The organism is Sinorhizobium sojae CCBAU 05684, from assembly GCF_002288525.1.
In the GTDB taxonomy this organism is placed as follows: Bacteria; Pseudomonadota; Alphaproteobacteria; order Rhizobiales; family Rhizobiaceae; genus Sinorhizobium; species Sinorhizobium sojae.
This window is the reverse complement of record NZ_CP023067.1, coordinates 974,709-999,865: the sequence shown is the minus strand read 5'-3', so window position 1 is coordinate 999,865 and position 25,157 is coordinate 974,709. Positions and strand designations below refer to the sequence as shown.

Genomic DNA, 25,157 nt, shown 5'->3' with positions numbered 1-25,157 from the left:
TCATGAACCAGATCGCAACTCAGCAGCCGAGGCTCGGCGAACAGGTTTCGCTTACCAGCAGCGATGGTGGCTTTGCCGTCACCCCCCAGACCCTAAACGACATTGTAGAGTTCGCCCGGTTCATGGCGTTGTCCAACGCAAGCATCCCCAGCTATCTCCGGGGCAACGCGCCCGACTGCGCAGCGATCACCATGCAAGCGTTGAAGTGGGGATTTGATCCGTTTTCCGTCGCGCAGAAGTCCTACAAAGTTAAGGACGTTCTGGCCTACGAAGCACAGTTGATCGCGGCCGTCATCAATTCGCGTTCCGGCATCAAGGGGCGGCTCAAGTACCAGTTCGCTGGCGAAGGCGATGATCTCACCTGCACCGTCACGGGCACGCTCGATGGCGAGGATTGCGTCTACACCTCCCCTCGGGCCGGCAACATCACCACGAAAAATTCACCACTCTGGAAGACGGACCCGCAACAGCAACTCGGCTACTACAGCGCCCGCAATTGGGCTCGGCGCCACTGCCCGGAAGTGCTCCTCGGGGTCTATGATCGGGACGAGGCCGAAGAGTTCCGCGGGCCCGACAACGCGAAGGACGTCACCCCGCAACAGCCGAGCGTCATGCAGCGCTTGCGGGCGGCTCAGGAAGCCACACAGCAGCCCCAGGACGCGCAAGAAGGCTTCGACCCGGCACACGTAGCCCGCGAGACCTCGGACGCGCTGACGGGCGAGATTTTGGAACCCGATACCGGCGAAGCCTCCACGCCGGCCGACGCGGACTCCCCCTCCGCATCGCAAGAGGACGGCGGCCAGACCACCTCGGAGCCGTCGTCCTCCCCCCTTTCCGCAGAGTTGCGGCAACACCTGATGGACTTCGCCCGGAAGGCAACAAAGACGGTCGCGGACAAGGAACTCGATGATTCCGCCAAGATGGAAACGATCGACGACATGCTCGTGAACTACCGCGACGTCATCGCCGAGGAGCACTGGCCGAAGCTGTCGACCATCAAGATCAGCATGCACGCAGTCATGACCGGCAAACGCTCGGTCGAGCAGGCGCGGAAGTTCATCGCGTCCGACCTGCTGGATTGCTCTGTCGAAGAAATCGGGGGCTGAGATGGCTGAGAACAGCAAGATCGAATGGACCGATCACACCTTCAATCCGTGGATTGGTTGCACTAAGGTTTCGCCGGCATGTGATGGTTGCTACGCCGAAAACCTCATGGCGAACCGATACGGTCGCGTCCAGTGGGGAGCAGGCGAGGACAGGCAGCGCACAGGCAAAGCCAACTGGCGCAAGCCCTACGCATGGGACAAGGCTGCCAAGGAAGCCGGGAGCCGCCCCTACGTCTTCTGCGCATCGCTCGCCGACGTCTTCGATAACGAAGTTGACGAGATGTGGCGCCACGACCTCATGAACCTGATCGAGGCAACGCCGAACCTCATTTGGCTGTTGCTGACGAAGCGCATCGGCAATGTCAGGAAGATGACGGACCCGGAGCGCGGTTGCCGTCTTCTGCCGCGCAACGCCGCCATCGGCGCGACCATAGCCAATCAGGAAGAATACGACCGAGACCGGATGAAGCTCTGGGAGGTCAAAGAGACACGCGAGCCGCTATTCACGTTCGGTAGCTTCGAACCACTCCTCGGCCGCATCGTGCTCGACAAGTACGCGCCCGATTGGATCATCACGGGCGGCGAGACCGATCAGGGACCGCACAAGGCCCGGCGCACCGATCCGGATAACTTCCGCTATCTGCGCGACCAGAGCGCAGCGCTAGGCCGTGCGTTCTTCATGAAGCAGATGACGCGCAAGGAGCCGATCCCGGCCGATCTCCTAATCCGCCAGTGGCCGGAGGTAGCATGAGGAGCGTCCCGGAGTGGATCGGCAAGACCGACGACGCCATGCCGCCCGCGCGCGTCAAGGACCGCATCCGCGAGCGCCAGGATAACCGTTGCGCTCTCACCGGCAAGGAATTCCGCCCCGGCGACAAGATCGAATACGACCATGTAACCCCGCTCTGGCTTGGCGGGACCAATACCGAAGGCAATCTGCAAGCGGTCCTGCATGAGCCGCACAAGCGCAAGACGGCGACCGAGGCGAAAGTCCGGGCCAAGTGCAATCGCACCCGCAAGAAACACCTCGGGCTCGACAACAAGGCGAAGGCCAGCGGGTTCAGCAAGCGGTTCAAGCGCCGGATGAATGGCGACGTGATCGACACGCGCACCGGCGAAGTCATCAACGGGAGACGCCCATGACCCCCACCCATCTCTCCATGTCGCACGAGGGGAAAGAGACGTTGCGGCAGATGGTCGAGCACCCGGCGTTCTGGAACGAATACACGGCTCCGAAATCGGCGATTGCGTCGCTTGTCCAGCAGCCCGCTTACAAGATCGACGCCTTGGCGCTGTCTGATGCGTACATGCAGGATTTCCGCCGAGCCCGCGCAGCGCTCAAAGGAGATGAGTGATGACCTTCAGCGCAAAACTTATGGTGACGCTCGAAGAGAAAGACGCCGAGATCGAACGCCTCGGTTCCGAGCTTTCCACCTCCCGCCGTACCGCGCTTCAGGAAGCGGCGCGATATCACGACGAGAAAGTTGCGGAGATTTGGAACGCCGACCCGGAACAAATGACGGACGCGGAGAAGACAGCGCGAGGTGTTGCGTACTCGGTGCACATCATGGCTGCAGACGCCATCCGCAAACTCGCGGAGGAAGCGTGATGGTCGCTCTCCCCTACATCTACCGCTGGAATCGACAAGGCCGCAAAGGCCAGCCCTGCGAAGTCCTCATCCGAGCCAAGGTCATGAATAGCTGTCTCGTTCGGTTCGCGGATGGATACACGATGGTCACGAGCCGCAACGCGCTGATGAAGAACAAGGAGGCCGACCAATGCTAATCCTGCTCGTCATAAATCGGCTTCCGCCTTCCCCCGACCGGCTTTTCCTTGGGCGGTCTCTCTTTCGGGAGGACTTCGTCGATGTCCTCGGGTCTGACGGTTATCGGGTAATCGAGGCCATCCGGATACAGGCTGACGAGGCCGTTGGGCCAGACGCGCGAGACCTTGCCGGAGATTTTGACGCGGTCGCCTTTGGAAATTCGCTGAACCATCAACCGTATTTGGCGCGAACAGCGCAGGAGGCAAGACCATGAGCATTGAGATAAAGCCGCTTGAATGGCACACCCCGCCATGGAGCATAAACCTAAGCCGTGCGGTAACTATCATCGGCGCGTATGCCGTATGGACCCATCATGAAGCAAACGGCCGCTGGTTTTGGCGTCTTGAGAATTCCATCGCCACAGAAGGCGAATGTGGTTCTGAGGTCGAAGCCCGCTCCGCAGCCCAATCCGATTTCGACGCGCGTATCCGGTCTGCGATCGAGAGGAAGGCGGAGCCGGTTGCGTGGGAAGACCCGGAGACGCGCAAGAAGGTTGTGCGGCTTGCTCTGAAGCATTGGAACGATGACCAAGCCCCATGCCTCTGGAACTACGAGAACCGGGACCATTACATCATTCGGGCGGCGTTCGAACTCGCGTCCTCCACCCCTCCCGCAGAGCCGGTTACGGACAACGGTGAATTCCCAGACGACGTGATGAAACTGGCCCGCGAAGCATGCAAGGCTATTCTTGGGCGCGAAGCACATTTCGACCATATGCCTAAATCGATCGCAAGCGTCATAATGGCGGATCGCGCGGGACGCATGAAACTGCGCTTCGATAACGAATGGCTAAAGGCGAAAATCGCCTCAGATGGTGACTGCGAATGTGAGGCAGGAGCCGCCCTCTCCGCCTCTCCCTCTCCGGTTACGGTGGAAAGCGATCCGGTGGCTTGGACGACAGAGACTAACCTTGCCGCCGCGAAACACGACCCGGAACTGGCGTTGACCATGTGGGGAAAGCCAACCGGCCGAGAGCATGTCGCCCTATATCGCTCCGCCCCTCCCTCTCCGGTGGGAGAAAGCCGGGATGCGCGCCTTCCAGACGACATTATCGAGCGGCTTCTCGCTGTTGGCCGAGTGGAATGGGGAACGTCCCTGTATCAGGCCGACGAAAAGCACGTCGAGGATTTCCGAGACACGCTGCGCATCACGCGAGAGCATTTCGCTACAGAAGCAGATGAGACGGCCATCCACGGCGTCTATCTGGAAGGAACCGGGACAGTCCTTGCGCACACCGGCAATAGCCCGAACTCGCCGCAGCACGCTCGCATCCTCGTGGGCGCGTGGAACCAGCTAGTTGACATGGCCCTCGCAGCCAAGGATCAGCAGTCATGACCCTAATAGCCGACGTGCTTTTGTGGATCGCTCTGCGCATTTGGAAGACCGATCTGGCCTTTCGGCAATACCCCTTCGGCCCTCCGGACAGCGGCATCAGGTATGGATTCGCGATGTGGGCTTATAGCATGAGCCTTGAGATCGAGCGCCGAAAAGCATCCAAGGAGCAGCCATGACCGAAAAGTTCGAACTCACAAAAGAAGACGGCGAAGCCATCTGCCGGTTCTTCCATGAATTCTGGCAGCGCGGTGAACTCTCCGATGAAGAGAGGTTGCTGTACTTCCGCATCATTGCTGCTGGCGACTTCGGGCGACCAGTTCCAGATCATAGAAGCGGCGGTGGCATGAAGCCATGACCCTCACCCGCACCGCCTCCACTTCCGCCGACGAAAGACAGGAAAGGATAACGCATGATTGAACGCGTTAACATCGAAGGTCAATGGCGCGAGATCACTCTCGAAGAGTGGCACGCCGACGTTGAAAAATGGGACGAAGACCGGCGCCGTTCGATTTTGTTCTATGCGGCTATGGGCTTCCGCCTCCAAGGCTTCGTGGCTGGCGTAATCGCCTGCGCGGTCGCCCTGTATTTTCTTTGAGGAGCGCCCATGACATCCTCATCGGACATCCACTGCACCGCCTCCCCAACGACCGTTGCTTTCCGCAACCTTCCGGCCGACATTCAAGCCGCTTCGTTTGATGCAGTCGGACACCTGCCACGGCCGATGAGCCATATGGAAATGCTGCTGGCCGTGGGGCAAGCCGTTTTGGCAGAACGGGAGCGCGCCTGGAACGCCGGCTACCTCTCGGGCTTCATGGCGAGCGGCGAAGGTTGGAACGGGGAATATCCGTTTGAGTTCCGAGGGTCACCGGAAGATGACGAGACGTGGATAGAGCGCCGCGAAGAAATCAGACGAGGTGCGAAATGAGAGTCCTTGTTTGCGGCGGCCGAGACTATTGCGACTATGAAACGATCAAGCGCGTCCTAGATGATCTGCACGCAGAACATCCGATCGAGGCTGTCATCCACGGCAATTCGCGCGGTGCCGATCGCTTGAGTGGGGTTTGGGCGAAGCTGCGGAATGTCCCTTGCTGGCCGGTCCCGGCTCAGTGGGCAAAATACGGGAAAGCAGCCGGACCAAAGCGCAATCAGGCAATGCTCGGGCATCGTCCGGCGCTGGTTGTCGCATTCCCAGGCGGCAACGGAACTGCAGACATGATCCGCCGAGCCAAAGCCGCCAGCATCCCAGTTCACGAGGTGCAGCCTCTCCCAAGCCCACCAGGAGCGAGCGAATGACCGACCGCGTCACCATCGTTGCGGCCGCCATCTTTCACGGCTCGGTCATATCCCTGCCGCCGCCAGCACGCCACCACACCATCTTGCACAGCATGGATTGCGAGATGGGTATCGACCCGACAACGGTCCCGCCGGCCAATCAAGGATTCCTCACGAGCGAGGGGAAATTCGTCAACCGCGTCGAGGCTTTCTACATCGCGCACCGGGCCGGCCAGATCGGCGCCAAGGACGATGCGCCGAGGTTATTCAGCGAGGATTTGTGGTGATGAGCAGAGCCAATTTCCGCCAGTCAGACATGGAACGCATCTTCAAGGCGGCCAAGAGCTCGGGCGCAATCGTGCAGATCGATCTTCGCTCGCTCGTTATTACCGCAATCCCCAATGCTGCGCCGGCTGAACCTGTTGACACATCCCAGCAACAGGGAGGCATCCTACCATCGGGCAATCTCGCCCCAGATGGAAAGGAAAATTGGGATGAGGACTGACAGGCCGGGTTACCAGTACCGGCTGAACAAGGACGGGAAAACCGTTCACTACTGGAATCCGAAGCGGGCGATAAAGGGAGCGCCCGACTATCTGACGACAATTCGTCTTGCTGATGGCCTTGCCGATGAGGCCATCGCCGCGGAGTGCCGGCGTCTCACAGATCAGTTGCGCGACGATCTGCGCAATCTCGACGCCCCGCCGAAATACGACGGCACCATCAAAGCCCTGATAGACTGCTACCGCCACGATCCGACGAGCTCGCTTCATTCTGTGAAGCACTCGACACGCATCAGGGACTATGAACCCAGCTTGCGCGTGCTCGAGAAAAACGTCGGCACCCGGCGCATAGACGCGCTTCGGGCGTCCGACTTCAAGGACTGGTTCGGGAAATGGCGCAAGAAAGGCCACAGGAGGGCGTCAGGCGCGATCAAGCTGTTGCGGCTGATCATCTCCTACGGAGCCGGCGAACGCCTCAGCGGCTGCGCACAGGCGCGTGAAATCCTGTCCGACATGCGGTTTGAGCAGCCGACGGCGCGCACGGTCGTCATGACCTATGACCAGTGCCTAGCAATCGTGCAGAAAAGCATCGAACTGAAATGCCCGTCGATCGGGTTTGTCGAGGCGCTGAAGTTCGAATCAGCCCTGAGACGCATTGACGTGATTGGGGAGTGGGCCCCGCCGCCCGAAGGTGGCGCTTTCCGCTGGCGCGGACTCACGGGGCAGAACATATCGAAGGATATGATCCTGACGCTCAAGACGAGCAAGACAGGTGCCGAGGTGTCTCGGGACTTGAAGGTCATGCCGTTGGTGCAGGAGGCGCTAAAAGCCTACCGAATACCGGATATCGGACCTGTGGTTATCGATGAGGACTATGGGAAACCATATTGGGAGAATCGCTACACCGAGAAATTCCGGAAGGTGCGCGATGCGGCCGGCGTCCCGTCGAATGTCTGGTCGATGGATGCGCGGGCGGGTGCTGTGACGGAGACGGTCGAGGCTACCGGCTCATTGGAAGACGCCAGCAATCTGGCGACGCACAGCACGACGAAGACCACTCGCCGCTATAGCCGGGGCGATGGTCTGGAGAAGAGCCGGCAGATTGCCAAGGCTCGGGCTGAAAAGCGGAAGTGAAACGCCGTGACACGAGTGACACGCCATTCTTCTAAGTCATTGAAAAAGTTGGAGCGGGTAGCGGGAATCGAACCCGCGTATTCAGCTTGGAAGGCTTCGAGAACTGTGAATAGAATCAATATAGCCGTGTCACTGAGGCAATAGGCGTGTCTCTAACGGCGGCGGGTTGTTTCACTCGCCGCCGTCACTGCATCCCGACCTTCACGGCCAGCCATTTCCACAGCAGGGCAATCCCCCGCCAATGGCGACGAAGACGCCGGCAATGAGCATCTGCGCCCCAATGAACCGTTCCTTCCACCGCTTGATATCCGAGATGATCGGCGCAGCTTCATTGAAGCGGTCGGTGACCGACGAGAGCTTTTGATCGGTCGCATCCAGCCGGCGCTCGATCGCTTCCGACTTTTCCATTTGATGTTGACGGGCAAACCGGGCTTGTTCCTGATCGGCCAGGATCATGTCGAGCTTGCCCTCGAGGCGCCGAGGCTGCGCTGGTTTCGCTTTCGGTCGTCATACCGGCGTTCCAAACAGGTTGGTGGATTCGGATCCGGCTGCAATCACGCAGGCGACGTCGGGCATGACCTTGAGCAAGGTCCAAGATCCGTTCTTGCCCTCATCAGCAGGAAAGACAGCGGCCTTGTCCTTGGCGTCCTTGCCGACCAGGATTCGGTTTCTCCGTAGGTGGCCTTTAGCGAATCGATCAACTCGCGGCGCGGTGCACATGTGCTGGTCTACTTGCGCCACGCGGGCTGGACCCAGAAGCAAAAGAGATGAACGCCAGCGCGATCAGACCGGCTCAACGTAACCCAGAACGCGGCTACGCGGCTGGAGCTCGGCGAAACCGGACGCGATCCACCAGGGCGTGATGCTGGAAGCGCAGCCGCTGCCGCACCGCAGATTGGAGCGCTGCGCGACTGTCCGTTGCTTCTGGTCCTCGACCAGGTGACGGATCCGCACAATGTCGGTGCGATCATGCGCTCCGCGGTCGCTTTCGATGCGGGAGCCCTGATCACGACCATGCGCCACAGCCCGACCGAATCGGGCGTTCTGGCAAAATCCGCTTCCGGCGCCCTGGAACTCATTCCTTACATCCAGATCACCAACCTTGCAGATACCATCGACGAGTTGCGCCGAATGGGCTTCCAGACAATCGGCCTTGATTCGGAGGGGCCGCAACCGCTCGAGGCCACCTTCGCCGGCGACCGCGTTGCGCTCGTGCTCGGATCGGAGGGCAAGGGATTGCGCCAGAAGACCCGCCAGACCGTCAGTGCGCTGGCACGGCTCGACATGCCAGGCGCGATCAAGTCGCTCAACGTCTCGAATGCCGCCGCGATCGCCATGTATGCGGCGAGGCAATATCTGAAGACGTAACCAGGAAGTAGCCGGTCAGTACACGGAAACACTCATCGGCACGATCTCGGCCGTCGGGCACCCATCGCGCAATTTCTTCCAAGTCATGACATTGAGGTTCATCTCGCAGCGTGCGAGATAGGATATGTCCCCGACGCGGATGCAGGCGGTCTGGCCGAGTTCGTATCTCGCCCCGTCGCGATTGCGGCAGGCACAACGCCGGTCGGGCGGGGACGCAGAAACGGAGCCGGCGACCATGGCGGCGGCCGCCAGTGACAGCGCCAGAAGCTTGAGCAAGCCCAGCCGTTTCATGCGCTGTAGAATAGCGCAATTCCGCCTCGCCTGAAACGAAGAATGCCGGCCGTATGCTCGGCCGGCACCCTTCCGCAACCGACCGGATATGCGCCGGTCGAGATGACTGTGACGTCTTGTTTAGCTTGCCAGCCGCAGGACATTGCCCTCGGCAATAGTCTTCTCGGCCTCGGCGATGGCCGACTGCTTCTGATCGGCACCGAGGTTCAACCCTTCGGCCCGAACGAATTCGACGTCGGTGATCCCGAAGAACCCGAAGACGGTCCGCAGGTAGCTTTCCTGATGGTCCATGGCGGCGGCCGCACCGGCGGAATAGTGCCCGCCGCGGGTCGAGACAATAATCACCTTCTTGCCCTGGGCGAGGCCTTCCGGACCGGCTTCGGTGTAGCGGAAGGTCTTGCCGGCCACGGCCAGACGATCGATCCAAGCCTTGAGCTGGCTCGGGATTGAAAAGTTGTACATGGGCGCACCGACGACGATGGTGTCGGCGGCGAGGAACTCCTCGAGCATCTGGCGGCCGGTGCGGATATCCGCGGCCAGGGCAGCGTCGACGCCGTCGAGATCGGCCGGCGCCATGATCTGCGCGCCGGTCAGATGGGCGACGGGCTCGGAAACGAGATCGTGATAGGTGACGTTCGCATCCGGGCGATCGGCCTTGATCTGAGCGATGATCGCCGCCGTCAAGCGACGGGAGACCGAGTGTTCACCAAGAATGCCGGAGTCGATGTGAAGTACGTTCATGGGAGGCACCTTATGTTTCGGGTTGCGGTGCACAACATATGATTTGAAAACAATCGCCCGATAAGATCCGGATTAATTGACATTCCGTTTCCTGAGAGAAACAATGATGGGCGCCGGTTGGGTGGTGCCCTTCCCTTCCCATGGACGTCTCATGCAGGACCTTAACGATATCGCTCTCTTCGCCGCCGTGGTGAAGAACAATGGCTTCAGCGCTGCCGCGCGCGACCTGAACATCCCGAAATCCAAGCTCAGCAAGCATGTGGCGCGGCTGGAGGAGCAACTCGGCGTGCGCCTGCTCGAGCGCTCCACGCGCAAGCTGCGCGTGACCGAGGTCGGCCGCGTCTTCTATGAACATGCCCAGGGGCTCCTGGACGGCGTCGCGGCCGCGGAGGCCGAAATCGCTGCGGTGCGCGGCGAGCCGTCCGGCGTCGTCAGACTGGGCTGCCCACTCGGATTCACACCGATGCTGGCCGATATCCTGCCCGGTTTCCATCGCCGCTACCCGGGCGTGCGGCTGCTGATCACCGCCACGAACCGGCGCCTCGACCTGATCGAAGAGCGATTCGACGTCGCGCTGCGCGCACGCAACCAGCTCGACACCGACAGTCAGTTGATCGTCCGCAAGCTCGGCGAGGGTCGGCTGCGGCTCGCCGCCAGCCCGACGCTTCTTGCCCGTCTCGGCGAGATCACCACATCCAATCTCTCCGAGATGCCGACGCTTTCAATGAACGAACAGCACCCGAACGACGTCTGGCGCCTCGTTCACGCGAATGACGGAACAATCGAGATCGCCCACCGGCCGGTGATCGGCTGCAGCGACTTCATCATTCTTGAACGTGCCGCAATCGAGGGCATCGGCATCGCGCTTTTGCCCGACCACATCTGCGAACGCGCCTTTCGCACCGGCGTGCTCCTCCCCGTTCTACCGGAATGGACGTCCGGCGACGTGATGGTCCATCTCGTCTTCCCGTCCCGCCAGGGCGTGCTGCCGGCAACGCGGGCACTGATCGATTATCTTGCGGAAAACCTGATCAAGGCCATGGAGCGCTGCCGCGAGATCGAGCCGAGGCCGGCAATGTCGTTCGAAATCTGACAAGAGCGGCGGGCGCCGCTTTGCCGTGCTGACGCTCTAGCCCTGCGCCGACTTTGGTGGGAGCGATCAGGTCCTTCGCTCCACTGTCATCACGACGGTGACACGCAAGGCGTCATACCGCGCGCTGCGCGAGAGCACCTGATGGGAGACTACAGCGCCGCGCGTCTAATCAGGCGCGCAAAGGTCGCTGCAGCACTTCGGATGATGCGAAGCTCAGATCGGCGGGACGCGAAGACTCACGTCGCGTCGAGACGGCTCGCACGAGCAAGAAAGGAAAGCTAAGCACCTGAAAAGAATGGTGCCCCCAGAGAGACTCGAACTCCCGACCTACTGATTACAAATCAGCCGCTCTACCAACTGAGCTATAAGGGCCCGTATTCGGATCGGAGTTACCATATTCTGATTCCGTGTAAAGCAAAAATGCGGATTCCCTCAATTTTTCGGGTGCACTGGCGGTAAGGGCGTGCCAGAAAAATGAAACTGGATTTCACTGCTGCCTCGCCTCGCAACGATAACGGACTGATTTCATGGCCCAGTTAAGCACTCTCGCCTTCATCGCGTCCCCGGCGGAAGAAGCGCAGAAGGCGGCAAAGGAGCTCAAGGAGATCTATGGAGACCACGATCCGGGCGAGGCTGATGTCATCGTCGCGCTCGGCGGCGACGGTTTCATGCTGCATACGCTGCACGAGACGATGAATACCGGCAAGTGCGTCTATGGCATGAATCGCGGCTCGGTCGGGTTCCTGATGAACCGCTACAGCACCGATAACCTTCGCGAGCGCATCGCCAACGCCGTCGAAAACGCTTTCCATCCGTTGGAGATGAACACGGTCGACGTCCATGGCAACGCGTTCACGGCGCTGGCGATCAACGAGGTCTATCTGTTCCGGCAATCTTATCAAGCCGCCAAGCTCAAGGTCATCGTCGACGGCAAGGTGCGGCTCGACGAACTGACCTGCGACGGGCTTCTCTTGGCGACGCCCGCGGGCTCGACGGCCTACAATCTCTCCGCTCACGGCCCGATCCTGCCGCTGGAGGCGCCCCTGCTCGCACTCACCCCCGTCAGCCCTTTCCGTCCGCGGCGCTGGCGCGGGGCCCTGCTCCCCAACCGGGTGACCGTCGAGATTGAGATTCTCGAAGCGGAGAAGCGCCCGGTCAACGCGGTTGCGGATCATCAGGAGGTCAAGTCCGTCGTCAAGGTCACCATTGCCGAATCGGAGAAGCTGACGGCACGTATCCTGTCCGACCCGAACCATTCCTGGTCGGACCGGATCCTCGCCGAACAGTTCTCACATTAGAAACGCAGATGGAAACCGAAGACGACAGCTTTAGCGCACTAGCCCGAAACCGGACGCGATTATGGGAACCCTCGATGCGCAGATTCAAAGAGTTACAGCGACGTTTGCGCGTCTGAAAAGACGCACGGCGCTGTAAAGCATGGCCTTGCCATTGGCCGAACGAAACCTAAGGATTTGCCGATGATGGAAAAAGCGGTGGTATTGGCATTCTGTCTCAATCTGGCTGCTGGCGCCGTGCTCGCGCAGGATGGGGCCATTCTCCCCCCGAACATCATCTTCGTCACCAGCACCGGCTTCTGGGAGGAAAGCGCCAGCGATATCGAAGCCGGAGCGGACGACGAGGCCACCGAGCCTGGCGCCGCCACGGGGCGACGGGGCTATTACAAACTTGTTGCACTGCGCCGGACGGACGGCACGGCAGAGATCCATCTGCAGCAGATCGCCTCGACGCCGGCAGGGCCCGAAATCGTTTCCTCCGCGGAACTCGAGGAATTCACCGCCCTCAAGCCCTATGTCACCGATATTCGTCCGGAGACGTCGACGGGCGTCACGCATCAGCCGGGCATGTTCGCAACTGTCTACCTGAAGACCGATCCATCGGCCGCGGAACCGGAATCCTGGAGCGTGCTGATCGACGAACTCGGCGACATCAAGATCGAGCGCGCGACGAACTGACCGAGCACATTTCGCGCGGCAAGCGCTTGAAAAAGAGAGCGGCCGGGCGCTGTCTTGCCCGGCCGTTCACGCATGTGCCTCATCGGAGATCAGCTCAGTTCGTCTATGACCGCATCGCCGCCACCGCTGACGCGGTGCGCAAGCGCAGCCTCCATGAACTCGTTAAGCTCGCCGTCCAGCACGTCACCAGGGCTCGTGCTTTCGACGCCCGTTCGCAGGTCCTTCACCAGCTGATAGGGCTGCAGAACATAGGAGCGGATTTGATGGCCCCAGCCGATATCGGTCTTGGAGGCCGCCTCGGCATTGGCCGCCTCCTCCCGCTTCTTCAGCTCCGCTTCGTAGAGCCGAGCGCGCAACATGTCCCACGCCTTGGCGCGGTTCTTGTGTTGGGAGCGCTCCTGCTGGCACTGCACGACGATGCCGCTTGGCATGTGCGTGATGCGCACCGCCGAATCGGTCGTGTTGACGTGCTGGCCGCCGGCGCCCGAAGAGCGATAGGTATCGATGCGGCAGTCGCTTTCGTTGACATCGATCTGGATCGATTCGTCCACGACCGGATAGACCCAGATCGACGAAAACGAGGTGTGGCGGCGGGCATTGCTGTCATAGGGCGAGATGCGCACAAGCCGGTGCACGCCCGATTCGGTCTTCAGCCAGCCATAAGCGTTGGGGCCCTTGACGAGGAGCGTCGCCGACTTGATGCCAGCCTCTTCACCGTCCTGGATTTCCAGCAGCTCCACCTTATAGCCCTGGCGCTCCGCCCAGCGGGAGTACATGCGAAGCAGCATGTTGGCCCAGTCCTGGCTCTCGGTGCCGCCGGCGCCCGAATGCACTTCGAGGTAGGTGTCGTTCTGGTCGGCCTCACCGGATAGCATGGCTTCCACCTGCTTCTTCGCCGCTTCGCTGCGAAGCTGCCGGAGCGCCTCCTCGGCCTCGGTGACGATCCCCGAATCGCCTTCCTCTTCGCCGAGTTCGATGAGTTCGATGTTTTCGTTGAGGTGCTGCTCGAGCCGGCGCAGGGCGTTGATGTTGTCATCGAGCTGCTGGCGTTCGCGCATCAGCTTCTGCGCCTCGGCTGCATCGTTCCAGAGCGACGGATCTTCCGCCTTGTTGTTCAACCAGTCCAGTCGCCTTATCGCCTGGTCCCAGTCAAAGATGCCTCCTCAGCAGGCTTATGGCCTGCTTGATTTCGTCGACGATGTTCTCGATTTCGCTGCGCATGATCCTGTTTCTTGTGTCGTTGTAGGATGGTCAGGGTCAAATAGCGATGCCCGCCGCCGATGTAAAGGCGACGGGCGGGAAGCTGCAACCGAAAGGGTCAGAAGAGGCCGTTCGAACCGGAGGTCACGGCCTCGTTGGCCTGCGGAGAGTTCCTCAGAATCTCCTCCGGCGGCGCATATTCGTCGAGGTCGCCGATGACCGAGAAGCTCTCGGCCGGGCCCGTGCCGGGCTTGAAGGCTTCGATGATCGTGTCGGGCTCGCCCTCGAAGGCCGCCATGCCGGTCTTGCGATTGACGGGAATGAGGCTCATGCCCTCCGGCACGACGAACTTGCCGGGACGGGTACCCTTGACCGCCTCCTGCATGAAGGTATTGAAGATCGGCGCCGCAAGGCCGCCGCCCGTCGCACCGCGGCCGAGCGGAGCCGGATCGTCGAAGCCCAGATAAAGGCCCGCCACGAGATCCGGCGTATACCCGACGAACCAGGCATCCTTTTCGTCATTGGTGGTGCCGGTCTTGCCCGCCACCGGCCGATCGAGCTTGATCTTGCCCGCGGCCGTGCCCCGCGCGACCACGCCCTCCATCATCGAGGTGATCTGGTAGGCGGTCATCGGATCGAGCACCTGCTCGCGATTGTCGGTCAGCACCGGCTCTTCCTGCTCCGCCCAGTCATTGGCGTTGCAATTGTCGCAAGTGCGGTCCTCATGGCGGAAGATGGTCTTGCCGTAGCGGTCCTGAATCCGATCGATCAGCGACGGCTTGATCTGCTTGCCGCCATTGGCCAGGACGGAATAGGCGGAGACCATGCGCAGAACCGTCGTCTCGCCGGAACCGAGCGACATGGCCAGGAGCGGTTGCATCTTGTCGTAAATGCCAAAGCGTTCGGCATATTCGGCAACAAGGTTCATGCCCATGTCGTTGGCAAGGCGCACCGTCATCAGGTTTCGCGATTTCTCGATGCCGAGGCGCAGGGTCGAGGGGCCGGCGGAACCGCCGCCGTAGTTTTCAGGCCGCCATACCTGTCCGCCGGAGACGATCTCGATCGGCGCGTCGAGGATAACCGATGCGGGCGTGTAGCCGTTGTCGAGCGCCGCAGCGTAGACGAAGGGTTTGAAGGACGAGCCGGGCTGGCGCATCGCCTGGGTGGCGCGGTTGAACTCCGACTGCGCGTAAGAGAAGCCGCCGACCATCGCCAGCACGCGGCCCGTATGCGGATCCATCGCCACCAACCCGCCCTGGACTTTCGGCGGCTGGCGAAGGCGATACTCGGCCTCTTCGCCCTCGATCGGTTCGACATAAACGACATCGCCGGGCCCGAACACTCCTTCCGGGGATTTCGCGTTCTTGCGGTCGCGGCGGGCGGAGCGGTAGGCCCATTCCATGTTCTTCGCGGCAATATGGCCGGTCACGCGTTCGGCGACGATCTTGCCGGAGGCTTCCTTTTCCGGCTGAAGACCGACCACCGCCCCTTCGCCGTCGACGGAAAGCACGACGGCAAGCTTCCATTCCGGAACGTCGCCGAGCGCTGCGATCTTGCTCAGTGGCTCGCCCCAGTCGCCGCCGATCTCGATCGTATCGATCGGGCCGTGGAAGCCGCGGCGCTCGTCATAGTTGACGAGCCCGTCCTGCAAGGCCTTGCGGGCGATGACCTGCATTTGCGGATCGAGAGAGGTGCGCACCGAGAGGCCGCCCTCGTAGAGCGCGTTGTCGCCGTATTTCTGGATGATCTGCCGGCGCACCTCCTCGGCGAAGTAGTCCGACGCGAAGAGGTGGGCGCCACCGCGGCGCGGCATTACGCCGAGCGGCTGCTGCTTCGCCTCCTCGCCGTCCGCCTTGGTCACGTAACCGTTCTCGACCATGCGGTCGATCACCCAGTTGCGGCGCTCAATCGCCGCATCCGTCTTGCGGAACGGGTGATAATTGGCCGGCCCCTTGGGAAGGGCCGCGAGATAGGCGCTTTCGGCAATGGTGAGTTCGGTGACCGACTTGTCGAAATATGTGAGAGCCGCGCCGGCGACCCCGTAGGCATTCAATCCGAAGAATATCTCATTGAGATAGAGCTCGAGGATGCGGTCCTTGCTGTAGGCCTGCTCGATGCGGAAGGAGAGGATCGCCTCCTTGATCTTGCGGTCGATCGTCTGGTCGGAAGTAAGCAGGAAGTTCTTCGCGACCTGCTGGGTGATCGTCGAGGCGCCGACGGGGCGCCGGCCCGAACCCAGGTTCTGGATGTTGACGGCGATGGCACGGGCGAGACCGGTAACGTCGATGCCCGGATGCTGGTAGAAATTCTTGTCCTCTGCGGAGATGAAGGCGGCCTTGACGCGATCCGGTATGGCCTGGATCGGCAGATAGAGCCGGCGCTCGCGGGCATATTCGGCCATCAGCGCGCCGTTACCGGCGTGGAAACGGGTCGTTACCGGCGGCGCATATTTCGCCAGCACCTCATAGTCGGGCAAATCCTTCGTCAAGGCGCCAACATAGATTGCCACCGCCACGGCAGCGCCAAGCAGCAGAAACACACCAACGCCGAAAAAATAACCTATGAGTCTGATCATCAGTCAGGTACCGGTACCTAATTATCGTCCATCGCCAGGCCGTGGAACTCGAAAGCCCCGCTTTCGCAAAACACATCGACCCTGCCAAGCGCTTCCGTCAGAAATCGTCTCGTACTGCAGCTACACCCTCGCGGGCTCCCTCATATGGCGAGGAGCCCCACGCATCAACACCGTTTCCCAACAAAACGGGACCCCTTCCCCCAAAAGGCCCGGATTGTGAGTAAAATAGGGCTGGTTTCGATTATCCCGTGCGCATCCAGCTGAAAAGCATATGCCTGTTACAGGGGCGACACAAATCACTTCAGGCCCGCGGGGGGGCCAATCGGCCCGCGCAAGATCCCGCCACTATTCAGCCGCCGTTTGCAACCGCCGCTTGCCGATAGCGCCGGACGGCGTCCGCGATGAGGCCAGACACCTTCTTGCGCCATTCCGCATCGAGCAGCAGCTTCTCATCCTCCTCGTTGGAAAGGAATCCGAGTTCGAGCAGTACCGATGGCACGTCGGGCGCCTGCAGGACCCGAAAGCCGGCGTGGCGATGAGGATTGTTGATCAGCTTGATCTGCCCCTCGAAGGAAGTGACGACGTTGCGCGCAAGACTGACCGAGAACGCCTGGGTTTCGCGGCGCGTCAGATCGATGAGGATATCGGCGACCTCGGGCGGTTCGCTTTCGATCGCGACGCCCGCAATCTCATCGGACAGGTTTTCCCGCTGCGCAAGCTCGGCTGCCAGGTGGTCGGACGCCCTGTCGGAAATGGTGTAGACGGTTGCGCCGCGAATATCCTTCTGCCTCAGCGTATCGGCGTGAAGGGAAATGAAGAGATGGGCGTTTCCCTGCCGCGCGATCTGCACCCGCTGAGCCAGGGAGAGGAACTCGTCGCGGTCGCGCGTCAGGAAAGCCTCGACGCCGGCCTCGCGGTTCAGGGTCTCGGCGAGCACCCGCGCGAAATCGAGCGTGATGTGCTTTTCCTCGATCTTGCTCGTCGCGCCGACGGCGCCGGTGTCGATTCCACCATGGCCCGCATCCACCGCGATCACGAATGTGCCGGCCTTGGGCGGCGGCGCCGCCGGCCGGTCGGCCTTGACCGCGCGCCCTGTCCCCTTCCACTGCTGCTCGTTCAGCAGCCTTTCAAAGCGCCCCCGATCGATCCTTTCCGCATCGAGCACGAGACGGAAGCCACTTCCGTCTTCCTCCGGCATCACCTTGGCCTCTGTTATCTCGGTCGGCCCGTTGGCGGAGAGGACGAGCCGGGAGGCCCCCGCCCCCACCCCCCCATAGCGTATGGCATTGAAGAGACCTCTGGGTTCGAGGCTCTCCGGCTTCAGTCCGAAGGAGGTTTCCGGCAGGTCAACGACGACGCGAACAGGATCTGCGACATAGTGAATCGAGAAATCCGGCTTGCGGTCGAACGCGATGACGAGACGCGTGCGCGCGTCGTCGCCGGCGATTCGCGCGCCGAAGGCGAGAAGCGGCGCCTCCTCGTCGGCGGCCATGCCTGGAGACGGCTGTGCGGCAACCAGCGCAAACAAGACGGCAAGCGAGCGCGCCGCCCGCCGCAACGTTGCCGTCGCCCACAACGAGCGCACCACATTTGCCGTAGCCCTCACCTGAATTCCCCCGTCATCTTTTCAAAAGCTAAAGCGCCCTCGCTTCGGCACGCGGTCCTGGCGTCACTCGAGCGACATTCCACCAATGCCCTTCCATGGTTAACCAAAGTTTGACATCAAGAGCCACGGGCGGGCATCCGCGAGGCTGCCACCACCCGCCGGCGGCGCCGCTTCACCCGCGCAAGCGAATCGATCAATATTGTGGCGGCACCGGCTTTTCCCTTGCCAATGTGACATAGAATCCATAAAAGCGTCACAAGGAGAAAGTGTTGACGGGATAGAATCGTCGGCCGGGCAGCCGGGGCTTTCCCGAGCTTGGCGCCAGGGAGCGATCGAGCCGGACAACCGGTTGCAACCGTATCGTGCTTCCGCGGCCGCAGGCATTCATCCGCCGTCGCTGCATTTCCTCCTTCGTACACTGGATCGCAAATTTCCGGCGGTGGCCGGAGTTCTTGATGGTGATTTTCACCGAATGCCCGCAAGCGGGCACATTCATCGGGCCCCGTTTCGGGGCCTAAGACATTGGCATTCTTGTTTGGTCATTTGATGTGAGTCAGCAGTATCGGTCAGAAGTAAAGAGGCCCTGGGACGTGACCGTTCCGGCTGCCGTCTGGCTGTTGCACCATCGCCTGCGCCAAACAGGACCCCTTATATCCGGCGCAGCTCCCGGCGTGTTCGACAGTTTTCCCAGTGAAGCCACTCTGTCTGCCGTCCGCCTGCGCCGAGGAGCACAGCTTAGATGGCAGAGAAGATGCTTATCGATGCGTCTCACTCAGAGGAGACGCGCGTCGTTGTCGTACGCGGGAACCGCATAGAAGAATTCGATTTCGAATCGGAACACAAGAAACAGATCCGCGGCAATATCTACCTGGCGAAGGTAACGAGGGTGGAGCCTTCGTTGCAGGCCGCGTTTGTCGACTACGGTGGCAACCGCCACGGCTTTTTGGCTTTTGCCGAAATCCACCCCGACTACTACCAGATTCCGCTCGCCGATCGTCAGGCGCTCCTGAAGGCGGAGGCCGAAGAGGCCCGCCGCGAGGAGGAGAGCGACCCGGTCGACATCTCTCCGGAAGAGGCCGCGGCACCTGCCGAAGCGGAGGGCCAGGCGCCGATAGCGGCGCCGGCAGAGGAAGGCGTCGCCGAAGCGGCTGACGCAGAGGCTCCCGCGGAAAAGCCCAAGGCAAAGCCCAAGCGCACGCGGAAGACAAAGGCCAAGGCGAGCGAAGCGGCGGAAGCCGCAGAAGCAGTCGACGCTGCCCCGGAGGTTGACCAGGAAGGCAACGCCGGAGAGATGGCTGCGATGGTCGACACGGACTCGATTTCCGAGGAGGTCGACACGCGCCGCCGCAGCGATGAGGACGACGACGACAACCATGACGGCGAGAACGAGGTCATCGAGTCGGTCGGCGCCGAAGACGCAATGGAAGAAGTCCCGGACCGCCAGGCCCGCAAGCCGCGCAAGCAGTATCGCATCCAGGAAGTCATCAAGCGCCGCCAGATCCTCCTGGTCCAGGTCGCCAAGGAAGAGCGCGGCAACAAGGGCGCGGCGCTGACGACCTACCTTTCGCTTGCCGGCCGCTACTCGGTTCTGATGCCGAACACGGCGCGCGGCGGCGGCATTTCCCGCAAGATCACCAATCTGCAGGACCGCAAGCGGCTGAAGGAAATAGCCCGCGGCCTCGACGTGCCGCAGGGTATGGGCGTGATCCTGCGCACGGCCGGTGCCAACCGCACCAAGGGCGAGGTCAAGCGCGACTTCGAATATCTGATGCGGCTCTGGGAAAACGTCCGCACGCTGACGTTGAACTCGACGGCGCCGTGCCTCGTCTATGAGGAAGGCAGCCTGATCAAGCGCTCGATCCGCGACCTCTACAATAAGGATATCAGCGAGATCATCGTTGCCGGCGAGGAGGGTTACCGCGAAGCGAAGAGCTTCATGAAGATGCTGATGCCGAGCCACGCGAAGGTCGTCCAGCCCTACCGCGATGTGCATCCGATCTTCTCGCGCTCCGGCATCGAAGCGCAGCTCGACCGGATCCTGCAGCCGCAGGTAACGCTGAAGTCGGGCGGCTATATCATCATCAACCAGACCGAAGCGCTGGTCTCGATCGACGTCAACTCCGGCCGCTCGACGCGCGAGCACTCGATCGAGGACACTGCGCTGCAGACGAATCTCGAGGCGGCTGAGGAAGTGGCGCGGCAACTGCGCCTGCGCGACCTTGCCGGCCTGGTCGTCATCGACTTCATCGACATGGAGGAGAAGCGGAACAACCGCGCCGTCGAGAAGAAGCTCAAGGACTGCCTCAAGAACGATCGCGCCCGCATCCAGGTCGGTCGTATCTCGCATTTCGGCCTATTGGAAATGTCGCGCCAGCGCATTCGCGCGTCGGTGCTCGAGAGCACGATGCAGGCCTGCCCGCATTGCAACGGCACGGGCCATATCCGCTCGCAGTCCTCCGTCGCGCTGCACGTGCTGCGCGGCATCGAGGAACATCTGCTGAAGAACACCACACACGACATCAGCGTGCGGACAGTTCCGGAAATCGCGCTTTACCTGCTCAATTACAAGCGTGGCACGATCACGGACTACGAACAGCGCTTCGGCGTTTCGATCATCGTCGAGGCCGACGCCCATGTCGGCGCGCAGCATTTCGCGATCGATCGCGGGGAGCCGGTGGAAAACCCGGTCAAGATCGAACAGCTGCTGCACTTCGAGCCGGAACCGGAAGAAGAGGACATCGTCCTCGAAGAGGATCTGGACGAGGAGGAGGCCGCGGATCCGGCCGAGAGGACGGAACAGCCGAAGGCGCAAGCCTCTGACGACCAGGGTGGACGCAAACGCAAACGCCGCCGCCGTCGCCGCGGCAAGGGCGCGGCCCAGACGGACGAGGCGGCTGCCGGGGAAGCGATCGAGCTTGCTACGGCGGATGAAGCCGCCGATGCCGAGGACGAAGACAACGGCGAGAGCGGGACGCTGGAAGCCGACGAAGCGGCAGGCGATAGCGAGCAGAAGCGCAAGCGTCGCCGCCGCGGCAAGCGCGGCGGCCGACGCAACCGTCCGGAATCGGACGAGCTTGCCGGCGCCGACTCCGAGACCGATGGCGATGCGGAAAGCGCGGAGGAACCTGAAGCCGGCGAAGAGGCCGAAGTAGCCGTCCCGGCGGCCAGCGAGGCGGCCGCCGTCGAAGCTGTGGCCGTTGCCGCCGAGGCCGCGCCGGAGGAAGAAAAGCCCGCCAAGCCGAAGCGCAGCCGCAAGAAACCCGCGAAGGCAGCCGAGCCGGCAGCGGAAGAAGATGTCGACGCGGTCGCCGAGAAGGCGGTCGAGTCGCAGCCGGAAGATCTGACCATCCCTGAGCCTGCGGTCGTCGAGGAAGCGGTGGCGGATCTCGAAGGCGCCAAACCGGCACGGGCGAATCGCGATCTCACGACGATCGCCTCCGAACCGGTCGTCACTTCGAACAAGTCCGAGAGCGGCGAGGAAGAGGCAAACAAACCGAAAAAGGGCGGCTGGTGGCAGCGCCGCGGCTTCTTCTGATAGAAATTCGAACTCCTAAAACAGAAGCCCGGCGCAGATGCGCCGGGCTTTTTTGATCCGCCATCGTCGCCTTTGGCGTGACGATCGTGTCGCGGTTAAACCTGTTCATGCGACGGGCATTGAGACTGGTCTCGCTGTGTACATCGGGAGACATGTCTGAGCGCGATGAAGCGTGGCAAGGCTTCGTCGGCCCGCGTCCGCAACGCCAGCGAAATACCCCCTCTGCCCTGCCGGGCATCTCCGCCACAAGGGTTGAGATCGGCTGGCGCATCGGCCCGAAAATCGGAACCGATTTTCGGAAAGCTCGATGCGCAGAGTCAAAGAACCGACAACAGTGGCACTACCCCAGCCAGCGCGCGATGCGGTCCATCGCTTCAGCCATCTCCGCCGCCGCGCCGGCGTAGGAGAAGCGCATGGTGCGGTGTCCCTCCACGGGGTCGAAGTCGAAGCCAGGCGTGGCGGCGACGTTGATTTCGCTCAGCATGCGCCGGGCAAAAGCCATGCTGTCATTTGTGAAGCGGCTGACGTCCACATAGGCGTAGAAGGCACCGTCCATCGGCGAGGCGATGGAGAGGCCGACCTCGGGCAGGCGCCTCAGGAGCAGATCGCGGTTGGCGGCATAGGCGCGCTTGTAACCATCCAGTTCCTTCTGCGCGCCGAGCGCCGCCTCAGCCGCGATCTGTGAGAGTTCCGGCGGTGAGATGTAGAGGCTCTGGGCGATGCGCTCGAAGGCGCGCACCTGGGCCTCCGGCAGCACCATCCAGCCGATGCGCCAGCCGGTCATGCAATAGTATTTGGAGAAGGAATTGATCACGACCGCATCGTCGGCGACCTCGAGCGCGGTCGCCTCCTCACCGGCGAAGGTCAGCCCGTGATAGATCTCGTCGGAAATGAAGGCGATCGACCGTGCGCGGCAATAGTCCGCCAGCACCTTCAGCCGCGCCTTGCCAGTCACCGTGCCGGTCGGGTTTGCGGGGCTTGCAAGGAGTACGCCTTTGAGTGGCTTGCCTGCTTTTGCCGCCGCACGCTCCAGGCTTTCGGGCGTGAGCGTGAATCCGGTCTCGGCAGTCGCCTCGACCTCGACGACCGTCAGGCCAAGGGTCGCCATGATATTGCGATAGGCGGGGTATCCGGGACGGGCGATGGCAACGCAATCGCCCGGATCGAAGAGCGCCAGGAAGGCAAGGTTGAACCCTGCCGACGAGCCGGTCGTGACAGCGATGCGCTGCGGGTCTACCGCGATCCGGTGGCGGCTCTGGTAGTGAGCGGCAATCGCTTTCTTCAAGGACAGCGTGCCAAGCGCATCCGTGTAGCCGAGTCGGCCATGTTCCAATGCCCGCCGCGCCGCCTCGAGCGCCGCCTTGGGAGCCGGATGCGCCGGCTGACCGACCGCCATGGAGATGACAGGGTGGCCGGCATCACGCCGGCGCGTGGCCTCCGCCAGGACATCCATGGCGTGGAACGGATCGACGGCGCTGCGTTTCGACATCTGTGCCAATGGCAGATCCTCATCAGGGTATTGCTGATGCCCGCCCCTTTGCCTGATCGTTTTCGCCTTCACAAGTGTGCGAGTGCCGCAATTCGGCCGATTTTGCCGTTTCGTTTCACCGCAGCACCCCCTATGCTCGCAAAGCCGGCAGCGGCCGGGATTTGTCGTTGTCTTTCGACAGGCATTGACGCAGCGGTGAATTCGGCGACAACAGGGCACGGAAGACAACGAGGAAATGATGATACTCAACAAGAAGATGATTGCCGCCGGAACGCTGATCGCGCTTGCAGCCGGCATTGCCCTGCCCCAATCCGCAGCCGCTCTGGATGCGAAACAAAAGGAAGAGATCGGCGCTTTCATCAAGGAATACCTGCTCGCCAACCCGGAAATCATGCTGGAGGTCCAGGAGGCGCTCACCGCCAAGCAGCGCGCGCAGCAGCAGGAGGCAGCGACAGCGGCGATCGCCAACAACCGGTCGGCCATCTTCAATTCCGCCCATGACATTGCTCTCGGCAATCCCGAGGGCGACGTCACGATCGTCGAATTCTTCGACTACAATTGCGGCTACTGCAAACGCGCGCTCTCGGACATGGATCAGATCCTTGCCAAGGACAAGAATGTCCGTTTCGTGCTGAAGGAGCTTCCGATCCTTGGGCCCGACTCCCTTGCCGCGCACAGGGTGAGCGCCGCATTCCGCGCCATCGCTCCGGAAAAATACGGCGATTTCCACCGCGAGCTTTTGAGCGCCGAGGAACGGGCGACGGAGGATACGGCGATTGCGGTCGCCGCCAGGCTCGGCGTCACGGAAGAGAAGTTGCGCGAGAAGATGGAAGACGACTCGCACGACGCTGCCGTGCGCGAGGCCTATATGCTCGCCAACGATCTTGGCATCACCGGCACGCCCTCCTATGTGATCGGCAGCGAAGCTGTCTTCGGGGCGGTCGGTTCCGGCGAGCTGACGAAAAGGGTTGCCAATATGCGCCAGTGCGGCAAGACGATCTGCTGACGAGCGCCCCCTTCCCATCACCAAGCCGCACCTTCAAGAAGCGCCAGGACTTGTGGACAAATCCGCGCGGTTCCCAAGGGGCTTTCCCTCGCGGAACCGTCGGTCTATAGGTAAACCTCCATCATCCGACCGGAATTCCTTATGTCCTCGACTATTTTCGTGCTGAACGGTCCAAATCTGAATGCCCTCGGCAAGCGCGAGCCGGGTATTTACGGTGGCCAGACGCTGGCGGACATCGAGGCCATGTGCAAGGCGGCGGGGCGAGCTCTCGGGTTCGAGGTCGACTTCCGCCAGTCGAACCACGAAGGCTTCCTGGTCGACTGGCTGCATGAGGCCGGCGAAAAGGCCGCGGGAGTTGCCATCAATCCAGGAGCCTACGGTCACACGTCGATCGCCATGCATGATGCCATCCGCGCAATTGCCGTTCCCGTGGTGGAACTGCATCTTTCCAATATCCATGCGCGCGAGGAATTCCGCCACAGGTCGATGATCGCGCCGGCCGCCAAGGGCGTGATCTGCGGCTTCGGCGCGCAGAGTTACATTCTTGCGCTGCATGCGCTAAAGAACCTGACAGACAAGTCGAAATAAGAAGAACACGAGGCTCATATCCCATGGCTGACAAGAAACCCGGTATCGATCAGGCGCTGATCCGCGATCTCGCCAATATCCTCAAGGATACCGACCTGACCGAGATCGAAGTGGAACAGGACGACCTGCGTATCCGCGTCTCGCGGAACGGCACGCCCGTCGCGATGTCCATGCCGACGATGCCCACCTATCACGTACCGCCGATGGCAGCGGCCGCACCCGCACCTGCAGCCCCGGGCGCTCCGGCAGCTGCGGAAGGCGGCCACAACGCCAAGAACGCCGTGACCGCTCCAATGGTCGGCACCGCCTATCTCGCCCCGGCACCGGGCGCCCGTCCTTTCATCGAGGTCGGCGCCACGGTCAAGGAAGGCCAGACCATTCTGATCATCGAAGCAATGAAGACGATGAACCAGATACCGGCCCCCCGCGCCGGCAAGGTGACCGAAATTCTCGTGCAGGACACGGCCCCGGTCGAGTATGGCGAACCCTTGATCGTGATCGAATAAGGCCGGTTGCG

General features: G+C 61.8%; 30 protein-coding genes, 1 tRNA gene and 1 pseudogene. 22 read left to right on the top strand and 10 right to left on the bottom strand.

Annotated features, from left to right (window positions below):
• Positions 1 to 2 precede the first annotated feature (2 nt).
• The 6 genes from SJ05684_RS04855 to SJ05684_RS29470 are packed head-to-tail and all read left to right on the top strand — an operon-like array spanning position 3 to position 2,891.
• Positions 3 to 1,106, top strand: a complete 1,104-nt coding sequence (locus SJ05684_RS04855; RefSeq protein WP_050980181.1) for a recombinase RecT — start codon at positions 3 to 5, stop codon at positions 1,104 to 1,106.
• 1 nt (position 1,107) lies between these two features.
• Positions 1,108 to 1,857 carry a DUF5131 family protein gene (locus SJ05684_RS04850; protein ID WP_034858601.1) on the top strand — a complete coding sequence of 250 codons (750 nt, stop codon included), beginning with the start codon at positions 1,108 to 1,110 and terminating at the stop codon, positions 1,855 to 1,857.
• Positions 1,854 to 2,249: an HNH endonuclease gene (locus SJ05684_RS04845; RefSeq protein ID WP_034858598.1), complete on the top strand. Its 396-nt coding sequence runs from the start codon at positions 1,854 to 1,856 to the stop codon at positions 2,247 to 2,249. Before SJ05684_RS04850 ends, SJ05684_RS04845 begins: the two co-directional genes overlap by 4 nt.
• Positions 2,246 to 2,461 (top strand): hypothetical protein, encoded by a 216-nt coding sequence (locus tag SJ05684_RS04840; RefSeq protein WP_034858595.1) that lies wholly within the window; start codon positions 2,246 to 2,248, stop codon positions 2,459 to 2,461. Before SJ05684_RS04845 ends, SJ05684_RS04840 begins: the two co-directional genes overlap by 4 nt.
• A complete protein-coding gene (locus tag SJ05684_RS04835) occupies positions 2,461 to 2,715 on the top strand; it encodes a hypothetical protein (protein ID WP_034858593.1) in 255 nt (84 codons plus the stop codon). The genes SJ05684_RS04840 and SJ05684_RS04835 overlap by 1 nt, the downstream gene beginning before the upstream one ends.
• Positions 2,715 to 2,891, top strand: coding sequence for a hypothetical protein (locus SJ05684_RS29470; RefSeq protein WP_157212012.1), 177 nt, complete (start codon positions 2,715 to 2,717; stop codon positions 2,889 to 2,891). The genes SJ05684_RS04835 and SJ05684_RS29470 overlap by 1 nt, the downstream gene beginning before the upstream one ends.
• Here SJ05684_RS29470 and SJ05684_RS04830 read toward each other — a convergent pair.
• A complete protein-coding gene (locus SJ05684_RS04830) occupies positions 2,888 to 3,103 on the bottom strand; it encodes a hypothetical protein (protein WP_050980180.1) in 216 nt (71 codons plus the stop codon). The genes SJ05684_RS29470 and SJ05684_RS04830 overlap by 4 nt on opposite strands.
• A gap of 38 nt (positions 3,104 to 3,141) precedes the next feature.
• Here SJ05684_RS04830 and SJ05684_RS04825 point away from each other — a divergent pair, with 38 nt between their 5' ends.
• The 8 genes from SJ05684_RS04825 (at position 3,142) to SJ05684_RS04785 (ending at position 7,175) form a co-directional block, all read left to right on the top strand.
• The gene (locus SJ05684_RS04825; protein ID WP_050980179.1) at positions 3,142 to 4,266 is read left to right on the top strand and encodes a hypothetical protein; all 1,125 of its coding nucleotides are present in this window, start codon (positions 3,142 to 3,144) and stop codon (positions 4,264 to 4,266) included.
• 172 nt (positions 4,267 to 4,438) lie between these two features.
• Positions 4,439 to 4,621, top strand: coding sequence for a hypothetical protein (locus tag SJ05684_RS04815; protein WP_034858579.1), 183 nt, complete (start codon positions 4,439 to 4,441; stop codon positions 4,619 to 4,621).
• A gap of 54 nt (positions 4,622 to 4,675) precedes the next feature.
• A complete protein-coding gene (locus SJ05684_RS04810; RefSeq protein ID WP_034858577.1) occupies positions 4,676 to 4,861 on the top strand; it encodes a hypothetical protein in 186 nt (61 codons plus the stop codon).
• Positions 4,862 to 4,996: 135 nt separating this feature from the next.
• Positions 4,997 to 5,191: a hypothetical protein gene (locus tag SJ05684_RS30200; protein ID WP_210207564.1), complete on the top strand. Its 195-nt coding sequence runs from the start codon at positions 4,997 to 4,999 to the stop codon at positions 5,189 to 5,191.
• Positions 5,188 to 5,559, top strand: a complete 372-nt coding sequence (locus tag SJ05684_RS31010) for a DUF2493 domain-containing protein (RefSeq protein WP_034859903.1) — start codon at positions 5,188 to 5,190, stop codon at positions 5,557 to 5,559. Before SJ05684_RS30200 ends, SJ05684_RS31010 begins: the two co-directional genes overlap by 4 nt.
• Complete coding sequence (locus SJ05684_RS04795) at positions 5,556 to 5,825, top strand: Y16D family protein (RefSeq protein ID WP_050980244.1); 270 nt, start codon at positions 5,556 to 5,558, stop codon at positions 5,823 to 5,825. The genes SJ05684_RS31010 and SJ05684_RS04795 overlap by 4 nt, the downstream gene beginning before the upstream one ends.
• Positions 5,825 to 6,043 (top strand): hypothetical protein, encoded by a 219-nt coding sequence (locus SJ05684_RS04790; protein ID WP_034859905.1) that lies wholly within the window; start codon positions 5,825 to 5,827, stop codon positions 6,041 to 6,043. Before SJ05684_RS04795 ends, SJ05684_RS04790 begins: the two co-directional genes overlap by 1 nt.
• Positions 6,033 to 7,175 (top strand): site-specific integrase, encoded by a 1,143-nt coding sequence (locus tag SJ05684_RS04785; RefSeq protein WP_050980245.1) that lies wholly within the window; start codon positions 6,033 to 6,035, stop codon positions 7,173 to 7,175. Before SJ05684_RS04790 ends, SJ05684_RS04785 begins: the two co-directional genes overlap by 11 nt.
• 201 nt (positions 7,176 to 7,376) lie before the next feature.
• Here SJ05684_RS04785 and SJ05684_RS04780 read toward each other — a convergent pair whose 3' ends face one another.
• Together SJ05684_RS04780 and SJ05684_RS29465 are read right to left on the bottom strand one after the other, a co-directional pair.
• A complete protein-coding gene (locus tag SJ05684_RS04780) occupies positions 7,377 to 7,631 on the bottom strand; it encodes a hypothetical protein (RefSeq protein WP_157747885.1) in 255 nt (84 codons plus the stop codon).
• A gap of 51 nt (positions 7,632 to 7,682) precedes the next feature.
• Positions 7,683 to 7,895 carry a hypothetical protein gene (locus SJ05684_RS29465; RefSeq protein ID WP_157747884.1) on the bottom strand — a complete coding sequence of 71 codons (213 nt, stop codon included), beginning with the start codon at positions 7,893 to 7,895 and terminating at the stop codon, positions 7,683 to 7,685.
• Positions 7,896 to 8,013: 118 nt separating this feature from the next.
• Between SJ05684_RS29465 and SJ05684_RS04770 the strand changes: the two are divergent.
• Positions 8,014 to 8,543, top strand: a pseudogene (locus SJ05684_RS04770) (TrmH family RNA methyltransferase); the annotation flags it as partial.
• Positions 8,544 to 8,558: 15 nt separating this feature from the next.
• Here the strand turns inward: SJ05684_RS04770 and SJ05684_RS04765 are convergent.
• Together SJ05684_RS04765 and SJ05684_RS04760 are read right to left on the bottom strand one after the other, a co-directional pair.
• Positions 8,559 to 8,834: a hypothetical protein gene (locus SJ05684_RS04765; RefSeq protein WP_034853986.1), complete on the bottom strand. Its 276-nt coding sequence runs from the start codon at positions 8,832 to 8,834 to the stop codon at positions 8,559 to 8,561.
• Positions 8,835 to 8,954: 120 nt separating this feature from the next.
• Positions 8,955 to 9,575 (bottom strand): FMN-dependent NADH-azoreductase, encoded by a 621-nt coding sequence (locus SJ05684_RS04760; RefSeq protein ID WP_034853987.1) that lies wholly within the window; start codon positions 9,573 to 9,575, stop codon positions 8,955 to 8,957.
• A 151-nt stretch (positions 9,576 to 9,726) separates the two neighbouring features.
• On the opposite strand from SJ05684_RS04760, the gene SJ05684_RS04755 reads away from it, so the two are divergent.
• Positions 9,727 to 10,668, top strand: a complete 942-nt coding sequence (locus SJ05684_RS04755) for a LysR family transcriptional regulator (protein WP_034853994.1) — start codon at positions 9,727 to 9,729, stop codon at positions 10,666 to 10,668.
• 296 nt (positions 10,669 to 10,964) lie between these two features.
• Here SJ05684_RS04755 and SJ05684_RS04750 read toward each other — a convergent pair.
• Positions 10,965 to 11,040, bottom strand: a tRNA-Thr gene (locus tag SJ05684_RS04750).
• 155 nt (positions 11,041 to 11,195) lie between these two features.
• Between SJ05684_RS04750 and SJ05684_RS04745 the strand changes: the two genes are divergently transcribed.
• On the top strand, positions 11,196 to 11,966 hold the full coding sequence (locus tag SJ05684_RS04745) for an NAD kinase (protein WP_034853988.1): 771 nt from the start codon (positions 11,196 to 11,198) through the stop codon (positions 11,964 to 11,966).
• 183 nt (positions 11,967 to 12,149) lie between these two features.
• Positions 12,150 to 12,641: a hypothetical protein gene (locus SJ05684_RS04740; protein ID WP_034853995.1), complete on the top strand. Its 492-nt coding sequence runs from the start codon at positions 12,150 to 12,152 to the stop codon at positions 12,639 to 12,641.
• An 89-nt stretch (positions 12,642 to 12,730) separates the two neighbouring features.
• Here the strand turns inward: SJ05684_RS04740 and prfB are convergent.
• From prfB to SJ05684_RS04720, 3 genes are all read right to left on the bottom strand, one after another.
• Positions 12,731 to 13,862, bottom strand: a protein-coding gene (prfB, locus tag SJ05684_RS04735; RefSeq protein WP_157211969.1) for a peptide chain release factor 2 whose coding sequence is annotated in 2 segments (ribosomal slippage) — positions 12,731 to 13,792 and positions 13,794 to 13,862 — 1,131 coding nt in all. Because the reading frame shifts where the segments join, the coding sequence is not laid out codon by codon here.
• A 97-nt stretch (positions 13,863 to 13,959) separates the two neighbouring features.
• Positions 13,960 to 16,416, bottom strand: coding sequence for a penicillin-binding protein 1A (locus SJ05684_RS04725; RefSeq protein WP_034853990.1), 2,457 nt, complete (start codon positions 16,414 to 16,416; stop codon positions 13,960 to 13,962).
• Between the two features lie 349 nt (positions 16,417 to 16,765).
• On the bottom strand, positions 16,766 to 17,944 hold the full coding sequence (locus SJ05684_RS04720; protein ID WP_244938013.1) for an N-acetylmuramoyl-L-alanine amidase: 1,179 nt from the start codon (positions 17,942 to 17,944) through the stop codon (positions 16,766 to 16,768).
• Between the two features lie 817 nt (positions 17,945 to 18,761).
• On the opposite strand from SJ05684_RS04720, the gene SJ05684_RS04710 reads away from it, so the two are divergent.
• Positions 18,762 to 21,557, top strand: coding sequence for an Rne/Rng family ribonuclease (locus SJ05684_RS04710; protein ID WP_095694205.1), 2,796 nt, complete (start codon positions 18,762 to 18,764; stop codon positions 21,555 to 21,557).
• A gap of 340 nt (positions 21,558 to 21,897) precedes the next feature.
• Here SJ05684_RS04710 and SJ05684_RS04705 read toward each other — a convergent pair whose 3' ends face one another.
• Complete coding sequence (locus tag SJ05684_RS04705; protein ID WP_083846110.1) at positions 21,898 to 23,055, bottom strand: pyridoxal phosphate-dependent aminotransferase; 1,158 nt, start codon at positions 23,053 to 23,055, stop codon at positions 21,898 to 21,900.
• Between the two features lie 229 nt (positions 23,056 to 23,284).
• Here SJ05684_RS04705 and SJ05684_RS04700 point away from each other — a divergent pair, with 229 nt between their 5' ends.
• From SJ05684_RS04700 to accB, 3 genes are all read left to right on the top strand, one after another.
• On the top strand, positions 23,285 to 24,052 hold the full coding sequence (locus SJ05684_RS04700; RefSeq protein WP_034854123.1) for a DsbA family protein: 768 nt from the start codon (positions 23,285 to 23,287) through the stop codon (positions 24,050 to 24,052).
• 141 nt (positions 24,053 to 24,193) lie between these two features.
• Positions 24,194 to 24,640, top strand: a complete 447-nt coding sequence (gene aroQ / locus SJ05684_RS04695; protein ID WP_034854000.1) for a type II 3-dehydroquinate dehydratase — start codon at positions 24,194 to 24,196, stop codon at positions 24,638 to 24,640.
• 23 nt (positions 24,641 to 24,663) lie between these two features.
• Positions 24,664 to 25,146 (top strand): acetyl-CoA carboxylase biotin carboxyl carrier protein, encoded by a 483-nt coding sequence (gene accB, locus SJ05684_RS04690; protein WP_034854001.1) that lies wholly within the window; start codon positions 24,664 to 24,666, stop codon positions 25,144 to 25,146.
• Positions 25,147 to 25,157 lie beyond the last annotated feature (11 nt).

Bases quoted from the DNA above. Each gene is read 5' to 3' on its own strand.
- SJ05684_RS04855 (WP_050980181.1), top strand. From the start codon at position 3: ATGAACCAGATCGCAACTCAGCAGCCGAGGCTCGGCGAACAGGTTTCG.
- SJ05684_RS04850 (WP_034858601.1), top strand. From the start codon at position 1,108: ATGGCTGAGAACAGCAAGATCGAATGGACCGATCACACCTTCAATCCG.
- SJ05684_RS04845 (WP_034858598.1), top strand. From the start codon at position 1,854: ATGAGGAGCGTCCCGGAGTGGATCGGCAAGACCGACGACGCCATGCCG.
- SJ05684_RS04840 (WP_034858595.1), top strand. From the start codon at position 2,246: ATGACCCCCACCCATCTCTCCATGTCGCACGAGGGGAAAGAGACGTTG.
- SJ05684_RS04835 (WP_034858593.1), top strand. From the start codon at position 2,461: ATGACCTTCAGCGCAAAACTTATGGTGACGCTCGAAGAGAAAGACGCC.
- SJ05684_RS29470 (WP_157212012.1), top strand. From the start codon at position 2,715: ATGGTCGCTCTCCCCTACATCTACCGCTGGAATCGACAAGGCCGCAAA.
- SJ05684_RS04830 (WP_050980180.1), bottom strand. From the start codon at position 3,103: ATGGTTCAGCGAATTTCCAAAGGCGACCGCGTCAAAATCTCCGGCAAG.
- SJ05684_RS04825 (WP_050980179.1), top strand. From the start codon at position 3,142: ATGAGCATTGAGATAAAGCCGCTTGAATGGCACACCCCGCCATGGAGC.
- SJ05684_RS04815 (WP_034858579.1), top strand. From the start codon at position 4,439: ATGACCGAAAAGTTCGAACTCACAAAAGAAGACGGCGAAGCCATCTGC.
- SJ05684_RS04810 (WP_034858577.1), top strand. From the start codon at position 4,676: ATGATTGAACGCGTTAACATCGAAGGTCAATGGCGCGAGATCACTCTC.
- SJ05684_RS30200 (WP_210207564.1), top strand. From the start codon at position 4,997: ATGGAAATGCTGCTGGCCGTGGGGCAAGCCGTTTTGGCAGAACGGGAG.
- SJ05684_RS31010 (WP_034859903.1), top strand. From the start codon at position 5,188: ATGAGAGTCCTTGTTTGCGGCGGCCGAGACTATTGCGACTATGAAACG.
- SJ05684_RS04795 (WP_050980244.1), top strand. From the start codon at position 5,556: ATGACCGACCGCGTCACCATCGTTGCGGCCGCCATCTTTCACGGCTCG.
- SJ05684_RS04790 (WP_034859905.1), top strand. From the start codon at position 5,825: ATGAGCAGAGCCAATTTCCGCCAGTCAGACATGGAACGCATCTTCAAG.
- SJ05684_RS04785 (WP_050980245.1), top strand. From the start codon at position 6,033: ATGAGGACTGACAGGCCGGGTTACCAGTACCGGCTGAACAAGGACGGG.
- SJ05684_RS04780 (WP_157747885.1), bottom strand. From the start codon at position 7,631: ATGATCCTGGCCGATCAGGAACAAGCCCGGTTTGCCCGTCAACATCAA.
- SJ05684_RS29465 (WP_157747884.1), bottom strand. From the start codon at position 7,895: ATGTGCACCGCGCCGCGAGTTGATCGATTCGCTAAAGGCCACCTACGG.
- SJ05684_RS04765 (WP_034853986.1), bottom strand. From the start codon at position 8,834: ATGAAACGGCTGGGCTTGCTCAAGCTTCTGGCGCTGTCACTGGCGGCC.
- SJ05684_RS04760 (WP_034853987.1), bottom strand. From the start codon at position 9,575: ATGAACGTACTTCACATCGACTCCGGCATTCTTGGTGAACACTCGGTC.
- SJ05684_RS04755 (WP_034853994.1), top strand. From the start codon at position 9,727: ATGCAGGACCTTAACGATATCGCTCTCTTCGCCGCCGTGGTGAAGAAC.
- SJ05684_RS04745 (WP_034853988.1), top strand. From the start codon at position 11,196: ATGGCCCAGTTAAGCACTCTCGCCTTCATCGCGTCCCCGGCGGAAGAA.
- SJ05684_RS04740 (WP_034853995.1), top strand. From the start codon at position 12,150: ATGGAAAAAGCGGTGGTATTGGCATTCTGTCTCAATCTGGCTGCTGGC.
- SJ05684_RS04725 (WP_034853990.1), bottom strand. From the start codon at position 16,416: ATGATCAGACTCATAGGTTATTTTTTCGGCGTTGGTGTGTTTCTGCTG.
- SJ05684_RS04710 (WP_095694205.1), top strand. From the start codon at position 18,762: ATGGCAGAGAAGATGCTTATCGATGCGTCTCACTCAGAGGAGACGCGC.
- SJ05684_RS04700 (WP_034854123.1), top strand. From the start codon at position 23,285: ATGATACTCAACAAGAAGATGATTGCCGCCGGAACGCTGATCGCGCTT.
- aroQ (WP_034854000.1), top strand. From the start codon at position 24,194: ATGTCCTCGACTATTTTCGTGCTGAACGGTCCAAATCTGAATGCCCTC.
- accB (WP_034854001.1), top strand. From the start codon at position 24,664: ATGGCTGACAAGAAACCCGGTATCGATCAGGCGCTGATCCGCGATCTC.